Source organism: Melioribacter sulfuriphilus (assembly GCF_052656625.1).
This window is the reverse complement of sequence record NZ_JBQXXK010000003.1, coordinates 354,928-371,991: the sequence shown is the minus strand read 5'-3', so window position 1 is coordinate 371,991 and position 17,064 is coordinate 354,928. Positions and strand designations below refer to the sequence as shown.

The 17,064-nt window shown below is 36.5% G+C and carries 11 protein-coding genes and 1 tRNA gene; 7 read left to right on the top strand and 5 right to left on the bottom strand.

Features of this window, described 5'->3' with window-relative positions; translation table 11 throughout:
• Window positions 1-10: 10 nt before the first annotated feature.
• The 5 genes from ACUN8G_RS05425 to ACUN8G_RS05405 all read right to left on the bottom strand — a co-directional run bounded on the left by ACUN8G_RS05425 (window position 11) and on the right by ACUN8G_RS05405 (window position 6,674).
• Window positions 11-2,326, bottom strand: coding sequence for an ATP-binding response regulator (locus ACUN8G_RS05425; protein ID WP_437346112.1), 2,316 nt, complete (start codon window positions 2,324-2,326; stop codon window positions 11-13).
• Window positions 2,327-2,397: 71 nt separating this feature from the next.
• Window positions 2,398-4,539: a S9 family peptidase gene (locus ACUN8G_RS05420; protein ID WP_437346111.1), complete on the bottom strand. Its 2,142-nt coding sequence runs from the start codon at window positions 4,537-4,539 to the stop codon at window positions 2,398-2,400.
• Between the two features lie 53 nt (window positions 4,540-4,592).
• Window positions 4,593-5,261 (bottom strand): ATP-dependent Clp endopeptidase proteolytic subunit ClpP, encoded by a 669-nt coding sequence (clpP, locus tag ACUN8G_RS05415; RefSeq protein ID WP_437346110.1) that lies wholly within the window; start codon window positions 5,259-5,261, stop codon window positions 4,593-4,595.
• Window positions 5,251-6,561 (bottom strand): trigger factor, encoded by a 1,311-nt coding sequence (tig, locus tag ACUN8G_RS05410; RefSeq protein ID WP_437346109.1) that lies wholly within the window; start codon window positions 6,559-6,561, stop codon window positions 5,251-5,253. Before tig ends, clpP begins: the two co-directional genes overlap by 11 nt.
• Window positions 6,562-6,591: 30 nt before the next feature.
• Window positions 6,592-6,674 (bottom strand) — tRNA-Leu (locus ACUN8G_RS05405).
• 164 nt (window positions 6,675-6,838) lie between these two features.
• Here ACUN8G_RS05405 and ACUN8G_RS05400 point away from each other — a divergent pair.
• The 7 genes from ACUN8G_RS05400 (at window position 6,839) to ACUN8G_RS05370 (ending at window position 17,061) form a co-directional block, all read left to right on the top strand.
• Entirely contained in the window at window positions 6,839-8,746 is a 1,908-nt protein-coding gene (locus tag ACUN8G_RS05400; RefSeq protein ID WP_437346108.1) for a protein kinase domain-containing protein, read from the top strand.
• Window positions 8,747-8,753: 7 nt separating this feature from the next.
• Window positions 8,754-10,016, top strand: coding sequence for a UDP-N-acetylglucosamine 1-carboxyvinyltransferase (gene murA / locus ACUN8G_RS05395; RefSeq protein ID WP_437346107.1), 1,263 nt, complete (start codon window positions 8,754-8,756; stop codon window positions 10,014-10,016).
• On the top strand, window positions 10,006-12,198 hold the full coding sequence (locus ACUN8G_RS05390; RefSeq protein ID WP_437346106.1) for a tetratricopeptide repeat protein: 2,193 nt from the start codon (window positions 10,006-10,008) through the stop codon (window positions 12,196-12,198). Before murA ends, ACUN8G_RS05390 begins: the two co-directional genes overlap by 11 nt.
• Window positions 12,191-13,603, top strand: coding sequence for a CCA tRNA nucleotidyltransferase (locus ACUN8G_RS05385; RefSeq protein ID WP_437346105.1), 1,413 nt, complete (start codon window positions 12,191-12,193; stop codon window positions 13,601-13,603). Before ACUN8G_RS05390 ends, ACUN8G_RS05385 begins: the two co-directional genes overlap by 8 nt.
• Window positions 13,604-13,689: 86 nt before the next feature.
• Window positions 13,690-15,036, top strand: coding sequence for a TolC family protein (locus ACUN8G_RS05380; protein WP_437346104.1), 1,347 nt, complete (start codon window positions 13,690-13,692; stop codon window positions 15,034-15,036).
• 15 nt (window positions 15,037-15,051) lie between these two features.
• Window positions 15,052-16,326, top strand: coding sequence for an efflux RND transporter periplasmic adaptor subunit (locus ACUN8G_RS05375; protein WP_437346103.1), 1,275 nt, complete (start codon window positions 15,052-15,054; stop codon window positions 16,324-16,326).
• Between the two features lie 12 nt (window positions 16,327-16,338).
• Window positions 16,339-17,061: an ABC transporter ATP-binding protein gene (locus ACUN8G_RS05370; RefSeq protein WP_437346102.1), complete on the top strand. Its 723-nt coding sequence runs from the start codon at window positions 16,339-16,341 to the stop codon at window positions 17,059-17,061.
• The last annotated feature ends 3 nt before the right edge of the window (window positions 17,062-17,064 follow it).

Genomic DNA, 17,064 nt, shown 5'->3' with positions numbered 1-17,064 from the left:
GACGATTAGATTAACTGTTCGTGTAGTATTTAATTTTGTCGATAAACTCTTTGCTATCAATTGGTTTGGGAATATAATCGGTTGCGCCTGCTTCGAGACATTTTTCTTTATCGCCTTTCATAGCAAAAGCCGTGAGTGCTATTATTGGCACATTTTTATATTCGGGCATCTGTCGTATCTTTTCGGTAGCCTCGAATCCATTCATTATTGGCATTTGCATATCCATCAAAATCAAATCGAATTTTTCTTTTTTAGCCATATTGACCGCATCTTCACCATTTTCAACAACGACTATATCTTCAAAATTGTTTTTCTTCAGCAATCTTGTAACGATAATTTGCGAGTGCTTATAATCTTCCGCCAGCAATATTTTCTTTACTCCTTTTTTGGTAAGTACTTCTTCTTCCGGAGGTGGCACTTCGTATTGATTGATCATTTTGCGGATTGTATCTGCCAGATCTTCGATGTTAGTAGATCTCTTTTCGAGCAAATCGTCGAAAAGTCCTTCGATATTTTTAAGGTCTTCCTGATAGTTTTCTTTTCCAGTATAAATGATAATTGGAAGGTGTGCAAACTTCGGTTCCGATTTGATCAATTTTATCAATTCAAATCCGTTTGGATGAGGCATATCCAGATCGATTATTGCCAGGTCGATATCCTTCTCCTTTAATAAATCCATTACATTTGCTGAAATATTTTCCGCTACTGGTTTGAATCCAGCGGATTCAATTGCCTGTTTTATGAGATTGAGAGTCGGTACATCGTCGTCAACGCATAAGATATTTGAATTTTTTCTCAATTTATAACTTGTAAGAACTTCGACCAGATAGTTGTAATTTATCGGTTTGACGAAATATTCAACAGCACCCATCATAAATGCCTTTTGCTGTTCGTGTTCGATGGAGCAAACAATCACAGGAATATTTTTCGTTCTTTCGTGTTCGTGGATTTTTCTAAGAAGTTCGAGACCGTTTGTCTCGGGTAGCTCGATGTCCAAAATAACTGCCAGGAGCGATTCAGAATTAATGATATCGAAAGCTTCCTTTTCTGTTGAGACGATTATCGGTTTGTAGCCCCATTTATTCAAATAATTGCTCAACAATTTTGAGGTAGCATAATCGTCTTCGATTACCAAAACTTTGTTCTCTGTATCAGGTTTTGGAATATTGTTTAATGCTTTGTCAATTTCAGACATTATTGCTCCATCGATTGTTATTTTGAATATAAGCTGGTTGTTAAATTGAACAACACTTATATCTCCATTCAAAAGATTGAGATATTTTTTTGTTAAATATAAGCTTAATCCCGTTAAGTTGGAATTCTTAATTTCATTAATTTTTTTTATTACGAAAGGTTTGAAAAAATTTTTAATTACATCGGCAGGAATATCGATCGCATCTTTCGCGGTTAATGTAATTTCAATTCCTCCTGTTTGTTTGTTATTTCCCTTCAGGGCAAAATTGCCAGATGTCGATAGGAGCGATGCCGTATAGATGAGATTGCTGAATATGTATCTTAATTTGAATTCATCCGATTTAATCTTACCTTCTATTTGAATGTTAGTATCGAAGTAGAATTTGTTATTAGAACGATGCCGGAACAATTTAATTAAATCTTCCAGTATCGACGTTAAGTCGACCTCTTTCTTATTCACAGTATAGTCACCCGACAATATTCGTGTCGATTCTTTCAGGTCGTTTAAGTATAGAAGAATACTCTGAGCCGAGCGGCGTATAGGAGCATAGTTCTCGGGTTTCAAACCGGTTTCCGATTTCTCGGATAAGATCGTAACCGACCCGATAATTGAATTGGCTATATTTCTGATATCGTCCGAAAAATTGTTGACCAGCTCAAATAACTCGTAATTAGATTGATTGAATTTATACGCCGGCATCCTGAAGGAAAGGAGACGGCTAACTAATGCCGAAGCCGATTCGATATTCTGTTTGTCGTTTTTGTCAATTGGCGATTTTTTCGAAATCGAAAGGATGAATCGATTGCCGGCATTATCGTTCAACATCAAACACGCATTGAATTTCGAGGTGTCAGAAGGAATTCCGCAGTTGCTGTCGAAATTTAGTGTGTTACTAAGATTATTGTTAATTACCCTACAATTCGGACAGGAGTAATTAGTACTGGAGTTCAATGTGACATTGTCAGATTTACCAATGAGTTTAAGATTAGCTTTCTCCGAAATACTGAATAATGAAGCCGAATGGAGGTTGAAATTACGTACAAAAAAACGACAGACTTCGTTATAAAAAGACTCGTCGCCCGAAATTACAAATTCAATCAATTCTTCAATACCATTTATTAGATTCTTCATCCAGACAATCCTAAATAATACTTATAAAAATAATAAATTTATATTTTAAGAACATCATGAGAAGAGTTCCTCTATAAATTATCGATGAAATAATTGGTAATTTTAGTATAAAGATGCAGAGCATCGCTTCCGCTAACACCGTGTTCGTGTTTTATATAGGGGAAATAATCAAGAGGCTTGTTCAAGTGCATGGCTTTTTCTGCAAAAAGCAAAGTATGCTGCCATACGACAACCGGGTCGAAAGTGCCATGGACTAAAAGTAATTTCCCTTTTAGATTTTCCACATAGTTTAGAAGCGATGATTCTTTATAACCTTCGGGATTTGTTTCGGGTGTATCCATATATCTTTCTGTATACATTACTTCGTATAGACTCCAGTCGATCACAGCACCACCGCCTACCCCAGTTTTGAATTGGTTTCCGCTTCTCAGCATAAGAGAAGTTGCCATAAATCCTCCATAACTCCAGCCAAATACACCAAATCGGGAAGTGTCAACATAAGATAATTTTTTCAAGTAATCGACGCCGCATAACTGATCTTCAATTTCAACAGTACCTAATCTTCTAAAGGTTGCCTGTTCAAATTCGAGGCCACGGTTATCCGAGCCTCGATTGTCGAGCGTGAATACTATATAACCTTTCTGTGCCATCAAATAAAACCAGATGAAATATCTACCGTAGCCGAATGAATTAGTAATTAATTGCGCATGTGGTCCTCCATAAACATAGAATATTACTGGATATTTTTTTGCAGGATTGAAGTCAGGAGGAAGAATCATTCGGCAATACAAATCAATGCCTTCTTTATTTTTAATCGTAAAAATTTCTGTCTTTCCCAGATTATAATCAGCAAAAGGATTTTGAGCTGTAAGTAAATTTCTCAATGGCTCATTTAATTTTGTAAGAACTATTTTTCTCGGGATCTCGTAATTAGAAAAGTTATCGATGAAATATGTGCCATCATCGCATTTCTGTACATAGTGAGTGCCAGGTTCATCTGTGATTTTTTCGAGGTTGTTATTCTTTAAATCAAGTCGGTAATAATGTCTTTCAAGAGGTGATTCTTTCGTAGCTGTAAAAAAGAGATATTTTCCGTTTTTATCGAAACCATTGAACTCAGTGATTACCCATTCACCTTTTGTTAATTGTTTAATCAGGTTGCCTTCTGTATCGTACAGATAAGCGTGTTTATAACCGTCGCGTTCGGATAGCCAGACAAATTTGTTTATTGAACCAGGGAGAAAATAAAGTGGATTTTCCGGCTCGACGTATTCATTGTCTTTTTCTTCAAAAAGAATTTTTATCGGTTCGCCGGAACCAGCGTCGTATTTGATTAATTTCAGGTGGTTCTGGTCTCTGTTAAGATGAGCTATGTAAAAGTTATTTTCATCGGGCGACCAGGTAAGAGAAGTAAGATATTGATCTTTCGGCTCGCCTGTTTTTAACCAAGTCGTCGTTTCATCCTTTAAACTGTAAATTCCAACCGTTACATGGTGGCTTGTTTGACCAGCCATTGGATATTTTATATTCTTTATACGAGCTGGTTTAAATGAAATGTCGAGTAGAGGAAAATCCGTAACCATCCTCTGGTCCATACGGTAAAATGCTATAAAGTTCGAATTGAGTGACCAGAAAATGCCACTTTCAATCCCGAATTCGTTCCTGTGTACCGCTTGACCAGAAATAATATTACTGTCAGCTTCGTTAGTAATTGCTTTGTATTCTTTGCCATCCAGACTCACATATAAATTATTTTTAATTGTAAATGCCAGATATCTGTGGTTTGGAGCTACTGTTAAATTTTCTGCTTTATCAGGTGCCCGGTTAATAATATCTGCGTTCTGTGCAGATATATTTACTCGTATTAATTTATTTTCGTAAATGAAATTAAATTCATCTTTGTTTATCCATGAAATCGACGTAAAATAATTAATCTTTTCTTCTCCATTTTGAGATAGGAGCCTATTGATTTTTTCTAAAGATATAACAGTATCGTACTTTTCCGATTCAGCTGAACCTTTTATAATAAAATTATCTTTAACGAACGAAAATTCATGGCTGTCTGGTATCCATTTTAGTTGACTAAGATTTTCCGGCATAAGTTTGGTATACGCATTTGTTATTACGTCATCGATGGTAAAGTTTTTCTTCTGTGGATGAATAAAAGATGAGATTAGTAGAAAAAATACGATAGATAATTTAATGCGGGGCATAAATACCTCTAACATTTTTGGGTATTAAAAAAGGGGTTATAAAACCCCTTTTTTTATTTTTTCGATTTATTATCTGATGGATTAACACGGTGAGTCAGAATATTGTCAATCAGGTTATATTCTTTAGCTTCTTCTGCTGTCATGAAATAGTCCCTGTCGCAATCTTTAGCAATCTGTTCGTATGATTTTCCGGTATGTTCGGCAAGTATTTTATAAATAGTATCGCGTGTTTTAATCATTTCTTTAGCATGGATTTCGATATCTGTAGTTTGACCCTGCAAACCACCGACCCATGGTTGATGGATCATAATTTTTGAATGGGGGAGAGCTGAGCGTTTTCCGGTTTCACCTCCAGCAAGAAGAACAGCTCCCATACTTGCTGCAAGACCGACACAAATTGTGGAAACCTTCGAGCGGATATATTTCATTGTATCATAAATTGCCAGTCCCGCCGAAACGCTGCCACCAGGTGAATTTATGTAGAGATAAATATCTTTATCAGGATCTTCAGCTTCGAGGAATAATAACTGTGCAATAATAAGACTTGCAATATGGTCGTCGATGGCTGTTCCTAAGAATACTATGCGTTCGCGTAAGAGGCGAGAAAAGATGTCCATACCTCTCTCTCCGCGTCCCGTCTGTTCAATTACATAAGGAACCAGCTGATTGAATATTTCATGTTTTTTTATTGCTTCAATATCTGTAAAAAAATCATTTTTCATTTTCTTTATTCCCTTCTTTTTCCTTTTTCATTTCTTCTGGATCAACTTCCTTAACTACGGCATTTTCTTTCAAGAATTTAATTACTTTATCTTCGAGCAGATAGTCCGCTCTATTTGTGTCTTTGTAATATTTAACCAGTTTATCGACACTAATGCCAGTTTTTTCTGATTCTTCCTGGGCCAGATTTTGTAGTTCAGAATCTTCCACTTTGATATTTTCTTTTTCGGCAATATTTGTAAAAATAATTTGCCATTTTGCAGTCCATTCGGCTCGAGGTCTAAGGTAATCTGCAAGTTGTTTTTCGTCAATATTCTTTTGGCCGTATCGGCGTGCATTTTCTTTCTCCAATTCGATAAATCGTTTATGGAGCGATTCGACCAATCCCGTCGGAGGTGTAAAGTCGTTGTTCTTAACTACTTTATTCAATAACGAATTGGTAAAGATTTCGTCGGATTGTTTTTCGTAATATTTTCTGAAGTTGTTATGCAACAAACTGCGCAATTCGTCAATGGTTGAAGCTTTTTCGTTGGAGATTTTTTTGATCAAATCCTCGTTTAGTTCCGGTTTAATCAACTTCTCAATTTTTTTGATTTTTACTTCGTAGTTAAATTCCTGGCGATGAAGTTCTTCTCCATGATAATGTTCATCCACAAAACTGAAATTGAAAATGTCTCCTACTTTTTTGCCTCTCGCATTTTCGAATATTTGGGGATTAACTTTTTCGTCGTTAAGATTGATTGTTATGTTTTCGCTTCTTTGATTTGGAACGGGATTTTTCGATTCATCGAGTTGCTGCAGATCGACAGTTATCCTGTATTCTTTCGACTCGACAGATTCAGCTTCTTCGTACTTAGTATGTGGCGCTATGAGATATTCAATTTCTTTTTCAATTTCCTCGTCTTTTACTTTAAATACCGGTTTTTCAACTTCTATTCCTTTATAATCTTTCACATCTACTTTCGGCATTATTTCATATTGAATTTTGAAGTGAAGTTTTTCGCCAATATTAAAGTCGATATCTGTCAGTTGAGGAGTACTGATTGGCTGAAGATTCTCCTGGTCGACTATATCCCAGAATTTTTTAGTGGCTATTTTTTCGGAAGCTTTATATTCGATAGCTTCTCCGTAAAGCTTTTTTATAATTGAAAGTGGGGCTTTACCTTTTCTGAAACCGTCAATCGAAATATTTTTTCTTTCTTCTTCGTAGGCTTTTTCAATTTCGGGTTTAATTTCGTCGTAAGATAATTTTACTTCGAGTTCCTGTAATGAATCGGATATTTGATTTACCTTGAATTCCAAATATACCTCTGACCTTTAGTGATGAAATAGTGCGAGAGGGGGGACTCGAACCCCCACGTCTATGCGACACTAGATCCTAAGTCTAGCGCGTCTACCAATTCCGCCACTCTCGCAATGACTTGCAAAAATATGCAAATAAACTCAAAAATAAAAGAGGGTGCAAACCGTGCTTTTATGAAATTCTGTAAATCCTCACGAAATTGCTATTTTAATAACTACTTACAAAGCATGTTATATTAATAATTTTTTATATTGATTGGTCAATTTTAATGGGCTTATGCAAAATCTTATCGGAATTCAAATTGATAATTATAGGATTGTCTCTATACTGGGCAAAGGTGGAATGGGGATAGTCTACAAAGCTTACGATACTAAACTCGACCGCTTTGTAGCAATCAAAATGTTGAATTCCGACATGTACGACCGTCTCAAATTTATTGAACGATTCAAAAGGGAAGCGAAAAACCAGGCTAAGTTGTCACACCCAAACATCGTTACTGTTTATGGCTTTATCGAATACGATAATCTGCTTGGTATAGTAATGGAATACGTCGAAGGGGAAAGCCTCGATAAAATTATAAAGAGACAGGGCAGATTTAATCTTTACGACGTGTTTTATATACTTAAACAAATTTTGCTGGGACTCGGTTATGCCCATTCCAAAGGTTTCGTTCACAGGGATATAAAACCCTCTAACATTGTGCTGAATAAAGAAGGTGTAGCCAAGGTGATGGATTTTGGCATATCGAAATCGTTGTTTGATGATACTGCAGTTACGAAGACAGGCGCAAAAGTCGGCACCGTCTATTATATGAGTCCCGAACAAATAAAAGGTTACGACGTTACTAACAGAAGCGATATCTACTCTCTTGGTTGTACGGCATATGAAATGATCGTTGGAAAACCTCCTTTTGATTACGAGAGCGAATATGAAATAATGGATAGTCACCTAAAAAAAGCGCCACCTAAAGTTTCATCGGCAATTGCAGGGATTCCTGATATGGTCGACGAATTAATTTTAAGAGCAATGGCTAAAAATCCTAACGATAGGTATTCAACCTGCGAGGAAATGTACAACGAGGTCCAGCGCGTCGATCAGCAGGTAGCAAAACTTTATACAAATTATTTTAGAAAAACAGAGGCTCGATCTGCCACGTATAAATTTATGTCCGCCTCAGCGTTCGCTCTCTTTTTTATTGTGCTTATTGGAATTTCGTATTTCGTTTACACTCAGGTAGATGAATTGTTAAAGAGTAATGCATTGGAAGAATTGAAAAAGTACAATATAGAAGCTCTCTTTTCTTCGCCCGAAGACGAATTTAATTTCAAAGAAATTGTCAGAATAAATTCGCCTGTTAATGTAAACCTTAATGGCATTTCCTTTTCCGGAAATACTTTTGCAGTGGCTGTAGGGGACTCTGGTGTTATACTAACTTCTAATGACAATGGTAAAAACTGGAAGTTGGTTAATTACGATAAAAAAGTTAATCTGAGCGATGTCTATTGTTCACCGCTCGGCAAGACAATTATTATTGGAGATTCATCCACGATTTTATACAGCACAAATTTTCTCGATTCGATAAGCACTGTTCAAGTCAAAGGTGGATATACTTTTTTCAAAATTAAATTTATTGATGAACAAATCGGTTTTATTACAGGCAACGACGGTCTTATTTTGAAAACAGTCAACGGAGGAATAAGCTGGTATAAAGTAGTTACGAACGCAAAAGATTTGATATTCGACATCGATTTTGTAAACGAAAGGAATGGAATAGCCGTCGGCTGGAACGGACTAATACTCATGACAGAAAACGGCGGTGAAAGCTGGAAACCGATAGAAAAGATTAAATTTGACAATTATATTAAATCGATCGACGTTACGAAACAAGGTTATTGCCTGGCAGCGGGAGGCGATGCAACTATTTTGCGATCTTCCGATTACGGTAAAGATTGGGAAATAGAAAAAGTAGCTGAATTAGGCGGCTTACAAAAAGTTCTTTTTATTTCCGATAATTATGCAGTTGCGACCGGCAGTAAAGGTATTATTATGTTTTCGAAAGATAAAGGTAAAACATGGAACCTGCTCGACAGCAGGATTTATTCCAATATGAACGACCTGGAATTGAATCCAGAACGAGAACTTTTTATAGTTGGTGTAAATGGTTTGATCATTAAAATATTTTAGAGGTCCTGTGGAAAAGTTCATAATAAAAGGCGGCAAAAAACTTGAGGGCAAAGTTGAGGTAAGCGGTGCAAAAAATTCAGCATTGGCACTCATGCCAGCTACTCTTTTAAACGAAGGAATTAATACAATCGAAAGCGCACCCGAAGTCAACGATATCTATACGATGATGAAATTAATGACAGAGCTGGGTTCGAATATTAAGTTCGAGGATTATACGCTTACAATCGACAATTCGAGAATTAATAATCAGGTAGCGCCGTATGAATTAGTTAAGAAAATGAGAGCATCGATCTATGTCTTAGGGCCATTATTGACGCGTTTTGGTTATGCTAAAGTTTCCATGCCGGGTGGATGCGCCTGGGGTCCACGCCCAATTAATCTTCATCTTGAAGCGATGAAAAAATTGGGAGCAGAAATCGAGCTCGAACTCGGTTATATTATTGCTAAGTCCAAGCGTCTACACGGCACAAAAATTCATTTCGATATTCCTTCGGTAGGTGCCACTGGAAATACGCTTATGGCTGCGTCACTTGCAAAAGGAACAACTTTGATTTCCAATGCTGCAACAGAACCCGAAATTGTCGCACTTGAGGAATATCTTACCCGAATGGGTGCTAAAATTAATGGAATCGGTACAAAGATAATCGAAATTGAAGGCGTAGATTCTCTAACCCCAGCTAATTTTTTAAACATCCCTGACCGAATTGAGGCGGGCACTTTATTAATTGCAGCAGGAATTACAGGTGGCAACATTACTCTTACCAATGTGATTTCGAAACACCTCGAAACTATTTTGATTAAACTGGAAGAAGCAGGTTTTTATATTCAAAATAATGAAAGAGAAATTAAGCTCAGCTCGACTGATTTAATTTCAAATGTGGATGTAACCACCGATGTTTATCCTGGATTTCCTACCGACATGCAAGCACAATGGATTGCTTTAATGTCGCTGGCAAAAGGGACATCTACTATTACAGACACTATTTATCCAGATAGATTCAATCATGTACCTGAATTGATAAGATTGGGTGCAGATATCGAAGTGGTCAATAACAGCGCTGTGGTTAAAGGAGTAGAAAAATTAACCGGTGCAAAAGTCATGTCGACAGATTTGAGAGCAAGTGCCTCTTTAGTAATTGCGGGACTGGCAGCAGAAGGAACGACGGAAATTCTGCGTATTTATCATATCGATAGAGGATATCAGAGAATCGAAGAAAAATTAAAAGCTCTTGGCGCCGATATCGAAAGAGTAGTAACCGATGAGTATTAAAAAGTTCTACTGGGGCCACAGGTATTTCTATGTATTGTTTTTTTTGCTGGCTCTCTTTGAACTGTTGCTTTCAAGATTCCCACTGCTAAACACATTCGACTATGAATTTTCCGCTTTGAATGGCATAGTGTTATTTATTGTCGGTGGTCTGATCTTCTTGAAATTTTCAACGGATCTAAATTCTGTTATTTCAGCATACCGGGAAGTTGCACTAAAATTGTTAATTGCAGCTGGTTTGGTTCTGGCAAACGGAGTATTTTTTTACCTGTTTATTAATCGCTGTTCGATTCTATATGGCTTTGCTTTTTATTTCGTTATTACTCTGCCTTCTCTTTTTAATGGCACCGTAATGGCATATATAATCAAACTAATTTTTAGAAAATATAATTTTCTCATTCTTATACTATCTTCAATAATTTTGTTCTCATTATCGTTAATCGAATTTTATTTATATCCTCAACTTTATTTTTATAATCCACTCTTTGGATTTTTTTCAGGCACACTGTACGACGAGAGCATTGTCGTAACAAATAAACTTATTCTCTACAGAGTACTTAATTTATTGATAGGTCTGGGAATATTGCGGGCGGTAATTGAAGTAAAGAAAAAGAAAATTTTAAACGACGTCTTAATCATCACTTTAGTCGTTACGATTTCATTCATTTTCTGGATACTTAAACCTGCATTCGGATTTGCCACAAATGTCGATTCACTAAAGAATAAGCTCGGTCAACAAATTGAAACTCTTCATTCACAAATATATGCCCCTCCCGATTACGAAAATGGAAAGTATGCTGCTCTCATTTACGAATATTATTACGAAAGACTTGGAGAACTATTCAAATTGGACGGAGAACAGATGGAAGTATTTGTATTTAAAGATAACCAGCAGAAAAAAGATTTGTTCGGTAGCGGGAGTGCGGATGTAGCAAAACCGTGGAGGAAACAGATTTTTACTGATATTAGCAGCCTTGAATCCACTTTGAAACATGAGATGGTTCATGTTTTAATGGCAAAATATTCTAATCCACCATTTTATATCCCTTTAAATCCAGCTCTTCTGGAAGGCGTTGCATCTGCATTGGACAACAATTATTACGGTTATCCCTTGCATTTTATGGCAAAGACTGCATTCGATAACGGCTATCGCATGGATATTAATAAATTATTTTCGAATTATTCTTTTTATGCAAATTATGCTGGATTATCGTATGTCTATGCTGGTTCGTTCGTGAAATACTTAATTGATAAATACAGTATAAAGAATGTTATCGAGTTTTATAGCTCGAACGATTTTATAAAAGCATTCAATTTACCACTCGAAGAAGTCGTCGAAGAATATTACAGTTTTCTTAGAAGTCTTCCTGAAACAACGAATAAAGAAGCTGCTCAACTTTATTTCGGTGGTAAGCCGATCTTTAAAAAAACTTGTGTACGTTATGCTGCACGCGAAACAAACAGAGGTTATGAGTACTATAATCAGGGCGATTTTTTGAAATCGACTCAAATATTCGAAAACATTTATTCGAAAACAAAATCGTATTCATCGTTAGCAGGATTGATAAAATCTTACATTGCACAAAAGAAATATTCGGGAGCCAGAAAAATTCTTTCAAACGAAATTAAATACTTTAAAGAAACTCCTTATATTTACGCATTAAAATTATTTTATGGTGACGTTTCTGCTTTAAATGATGATTATGAGGGTGCTCTCGGTTTATTCAAGGAAATTAGAAGTATGAATCTTAATCCTGAATACTATTTCATTTCTTCATTAAGAATATTTTTAGTTGAGCAAAACCGAATCAAAGAATTTCTGATGGGAGATAGAACCATAAGAAAAAAAATATTATACGATGCTTTGCAGGACGGTAATTATGAAGCCTTATATGAGTTATGCAACATGATGGATTCTGAAGATGAATATTTACATGTATTTAATAATTACCTGAATGTTGATAAAAACAATGTAAACAATTTGTACCTGCTAATTAAGTTATCGCGTTGTGCCTTAAAAGGGGGATACCACCAAATTGCAAAAAAAATTGCAGTGAAAGCTGCAGAAGGTATTAACGATATTTATTGGCGGGAAACGACTGTCGAGAATCTCAGAATGGTCAATTGGTTCGTCAATTTCGCAGAGGTAACAGAATACAAAATAACAACTCCGAATTATGATTGATATCAAAAATACACTAACCAGATACGATTTTTTAAAAAAATTTACCGAACTGGCTTATAAAAGGAATGAAAAAGTCTACCTCGTTGGAGGATTTGTAAGGGATGTCATTTTGAATAGAAGTAGAGAGGAAATGGATTTTTTGATTGTAGGCAACGGACCCGAATTTGCTCAAGAATTAGCGAAAGAATTTAATGTTGGTAATGTTACTATTTATAAGAATTTTGGCACAGCTCATTTCAATTACAATGGAATTTCTTTTGAATTTGTTGGCGCAAGGAAGGAATCGTATAATCGAAACAGCCGAAATCCTAAGGTCGCTCCAGGTACTCTGGAGGACGATTTGAACAGAAGAGATTTTACAATAAATACTTTGGCACTTTCGTTGAATAAAGATTCATTTGGAGAATTGATTGATCGATTCGGCGGACTTAATGATATTGAAAACAAGATTATAAAAACTCCGTTGGATCCTGTAGCTACTTTCGACGACGACCCGCTAAGAATTATGAGGGCTATTCGATTCGCTGCACAATTGGGCTTCAGTATAGAGGAAAAAACTCTACAAGCCGCATCAATGATGGCAGAACGCCTCAAAATTGTGTCACAGGAGAGAATTACCGATGAGTTCTTTAAAATTCTATCAACGCCTGTACCGTCGATTGGACTAAAATTAATGTATGAAAATGGAATTATGAAAGTTGTGTTTCCTGAGGTAGATGAATTGGGTGGTGTTGAACAACGTAAGGATTACCATCACAAAGATGTTTTTTATCATACATGTATTGTAGTTGACAACCTTGCAAAAGTAACTGATAATATCTGGCTGAGATTTGCCGGATTAGTTCACGATATCGCAAAGCCGCAAACAAAAAAATTTGTTGAAGGAATCGGATGGACATTCCACGGTCACGAAGAATTGGGCGCAAGAATGATGAAAAGTATATTTACTAAGATGAAATTGCCCATGAATAAACTTCATTATGTCGAAAAATTAGTTCGACTACATATGCGTCCCATTGCGCTTGTGGAAGAGCACGTTACCGATTCAGCAGTAAGAAGATTGGCTGCCGCTGCAGGCGAGGACCTCGACGACTTAATTACATTGTGTCGTGCAGATGTAACGGGTAAAAATCCCGAAAGAGTAAGTAAATATTTGTCGAATTACGATCGAGTAATGGAAAAAGTTAAAGAAGTTCAGGAAAAAGATCGCTTGAGAGCTTTCCAGTCACCTGTGCGTGGAGACGAAATTATGAGGGTCTGTTGTATTCCTCCTTCTAAAACTGTGGGTGAAATAAAAAAAGCAATCGAAGAAGCTATACTCGACGGCAAAATTCAGAATAATTATGAAGATGCCTATAATTACTTTTTGCAAATTAAAGACGAATATTTAAAGAAAGAAAAATAATTTTTACGATGTTGAAACTTTCCTCTTAATATGACGTCGTAATCAATGTAAATTAGGTGCAAATTAAGAGCACAAAAGGAGTGATAATGAAAAAAATAATTCTGCTAATCTTAATAATTCTGACTGCCATCCCTTTAATGGCACAGAAAAAGTTAACACTCGATAAGGCAATATCGATTGCGTTAAATCGCAATACTAATCTGATTAAAACGCAGAATAATCTCGAATCGAATTACTCTCAACTAAAAAATGCATATGGTGAACTTCTGCCGTCGTTCGGCCTGCAAGCACAATGGAACTGGCAGCGAGTTAATGACGTGGGCGGTACCCAGAGAGATTTCTTCGGCAATGTTGTCGAAATCCCTCCTTCTCAAACTGATAGCCGCTACTATTCGGTAGGAATGGGTGGTAATTTAGTTTTGTTCGACGGTCTTGCAAATATTTCCAATATCTATCAGAAAAAATATAATATAAAAGCTGCCGAGTATAATCTCGAAAAAGTAAAACAAAATGTGGTTTATGAAACAACAGATTATTTTTATCAGGTCTTAAATGCACGTGAATTGATGAAGGTTCGTGAAGAAAATGTTAAGTATTATCAAAAGTTTTACGAAACAGTTTATGAGAAAAATAAATTGGGTGCTGTGGCAAAAGCTGACGTCTATACCGCTCAGGTTCAACTCGGCAATGCTGAGCTCCAATTAATTCAAGCGCAAAATACATACGAAACAGCTTTGAGCAATTTACTTAATTTCCTGGGACTAGACGTACTTGAAGATTATGAACTTGTCGATCCATTCGAGGGAAAGAAAAGTATCGATACCGATTTTTATATGAAGGATTTCGAAGACATTCAAACAATGGTTAATTATGCAATGCAAAACAGGAACGACTATAAAAGTATGGAATTTAATCTGAGTTCGGCACAAAAAGGACTCCATATTGCCCGTACAGGTTTATTTCCCACACTCTCGGCAAATTATTCCTGGTCTACTTCTTCTGTCGATGTCAATAAGTTATTCGATAGGAAAGTATTCTATATCGGAGCAACATTGAGCATACCGATATTTTCTAACTGGTCTACCGAAAATCAAATTCAACTGGCTGAAGTCAATCTTAAAAATATCAATGAAGATTTGAATGCACTTGAAAGACAGATTAAGATCGAAATTAAACAGGGTTATCTTGACCTTACTGCAGCCAAGAAGAGCCTGGATGTTGCCACTAAAAATGTGCAGGCTGCCGAAGAAAATCTAAAATTGAACCAGGAACGTTACAATCTGGGCGCAGGCACTATTCTCGAAGTTCTCCAGGCTGACAGGGATTACATCGATGCTGTTAGAAACAAAATTAATGCATTGTATGACTTCTACACAAAGTACGACAGATTACAAAATTCTCTCGGTAAATTAGATTACAAAAAATTTGAATAAAAGGAGTAAATTAAAATGGCTAATGGAAATAAGAAATCCAGAAAAAAATTATTTGTTTTTGGCGGACTTGGATTGTTGGTTATAGTTGTAATTCTATTGGTAGCGTTCGCAGGTAATAAGGAAGAAATTATCTCTGTGCAAACCGAAAAAGTATCACGAAGGACAATTACACAGGTTGTAACGGCAACAGGAAAAATTAATCCCGAATTTCAGGTTAAAATTGCCGCTGAAGCCACAGGCGAAATTGTAAGTCTGTTGGTTAAAGAGGGAGACAATGTTAAAAAGGGACAATTGTTGTTGCGTATAAAACCCGATATTTATGAAGCTCAAAAAAACAGTGCCGAAGCCCGATTACAACAAGCTCGAGCTTCGTTGAATTCTACTAAAGCTTTGCTCGAAAAAGTTGAATCCGATTATAAACGAGTTCAGGAATTGGCTCAAAAAGGTCTGGCAAGTGATGCCGAACTGGAAGCTGCGCGTTCAAATTATTTACAAACACTCGGTAATTACGAATCGCAAAAATCATTAGTATCGCAATCAGAAGCAGCTCTAAAAGAAGCAACTGAGACTTTGAATAAAACTTATGTCTACGCTCCGATGGACGGCACCATAAGCAAATTGAGTGTCGAACTGGGCGAAAGAGTTATCGGCAGCGGCTTTACTGGGACAGAACTTCTTACAGTGGCAGATTTGAATAATATGGAAGCTACAGTTGAAGTTGATGAAAACGATGTAGTACTTGTTTCAATAGGTGATACGGCAAAAATTAATATCGATGCTTTCGGAGATAAAATATTTAAAGGCGTTGTCACACAAATAGGCAACAGCGCTATCACCACTGGTACAGGTACACAGGATGAAGTTGTCAATTTTGAAGTTAAAATTCGTTTAATCGACAAAGATGATAAAATACGTCCTGGAATGTCGTGTGATGCAGATATTGAAACCGAAACTAAAGAAAATGTTATTGCGGTACCAATTCAAAGTGTAACTGCCAGAGCGCCGAAACCCGTAAAACATCAAGAAGGTGAGGAAGGGGTTATAAATGAAAACAATAAGAAAAATAATAAACCCCAGGAAGTAGTATTTATTGTTGAAAACGGAAAAGCAAAAATGGTTAAAGTGAAAACAGGTATAAGTGACGATAACTATATTGAAATTATTGAAGGACTCAAAGGTAATGAAGAAGTCATTAGCGGTCCTTATCGTGCTATTTCGAAAGAACTTGAAGACGGGAAAACTGTTACAGTTACATCCGGCAAAACAAAATTGGCACAAAACGAAAAATAAGGCGGTAATGCTATGAACATAATCAATATAGAACATATTGCAAAAATATATCAGGTTGGCAGTGAGGAAGTTCATGCTCTTAGAGATGTATCGTTACGAATCGAAAAAGGTGAATATGTGGCTATAATGGGGCCTTCTGGTTCAGGAAAATCGACTTTAATGAATATTCTCGGTTGTCTTGACACTCCAACAAGAGGTTTATATGAATTCAAGGGCGTAAACGTAAGTGAAATGAGCGATAATGAACTGGCTGCAATTAGAAATCGCGAAATCGGTTTTGTGTTTCAGACTTTTAATCTGTTGCCACGCTCGGACGCATTACATAATGTTGAACTTCCATTGATCTATGCAGGTGTTCCGGCTCATGAAAGAAAAGAAAAAGCGCGCCTGGCTCTGGAACATGTAGGCCTGGCCGACAGAATTCATCATAAACCAAATGAGCTTTCGGGCGGTCAACGTCAGCGTGTGGCAATTGCAAGAGCGCTTGTTACCGAGCCCGCAATTATACTTGCAGATGAACCGACTGGTAATCTCGATACTAAAACCGGCGAAGATATTATGGCGCTTTTTAATGAAATTTATGAGCAGGGAAATACAATTATTCTTGTTACTCACGAAGAATATATTGCCGAACATGCAGAAAGGATCATCAGAATTCGTGATGGTTTAATTGAAAAAGACGAGAAAGTTGTCAATAGATATATTCCTCAGAAAAACGGCGCCTCAAAATTATAAAGG

Coding starts and splice junctions, on each gene's coding strand:
- ACUN8G_RS05385 (WP_437346105.1), top strand. CDS start 12,191: ATGATTGATATCAAAAATACACTAACCAGATACGATTTTTTAAAAAAA.
- clpP (WP_437346110.1), bottom strand. CDS start 5,261: ATGAAAAATGATTTTTTTACAGATATTGAAGCAATAAAAAAACATGAA.
- ACUN8G_RS05420 (WP_437346111.1), bottom strand. CDS start 4,539: ATGCCCCGCATTAAATTATCTATCGTATTTTTTCTACTAATCTCATCT.
- ACUN8G_RS05400 (WP_437346108.1), top strand. CDS start 6,839: ATGCAAAATCTTATCGGAATTCAAATTGATAATTATAGGATTGTCTCT.
- ACUN8G_RS05370 (WP_437346102.1), top strand. CDS start 16,339: ATGAACATAATCAATATAGAACATATTGCAAAAATATATCAGGTTGGC.
- ACUN8G_RS05425 (WP_437346112.1), bottom strand. CDS start 2,326: ATGAAGAATCTAATAAATGGTATTGAAGAATTGATTGAATTTGTAATT.
- ACUN8G_RS05375 (WP_437346103.1), top strand. CDS start 15,052: ATGGCTAATGGAAATAAGAAATCCAGAAAAAAATTATTTGTTTTTGGC.
- ACUN8G_RS05390 (WP_437346106.1), top strand. CDS start 10,006: ATGAGTATTAAAAAGTTCTACTGGGGCCACAGGTATTTCTATGTATTG.
- ACUN8G_RS05380 (WP_437346104.1), top strand. CDS start 13,690: ATGAAAAAAATAATTCTGCTAATCTTAATAATTCTGACTGCCATCCCT.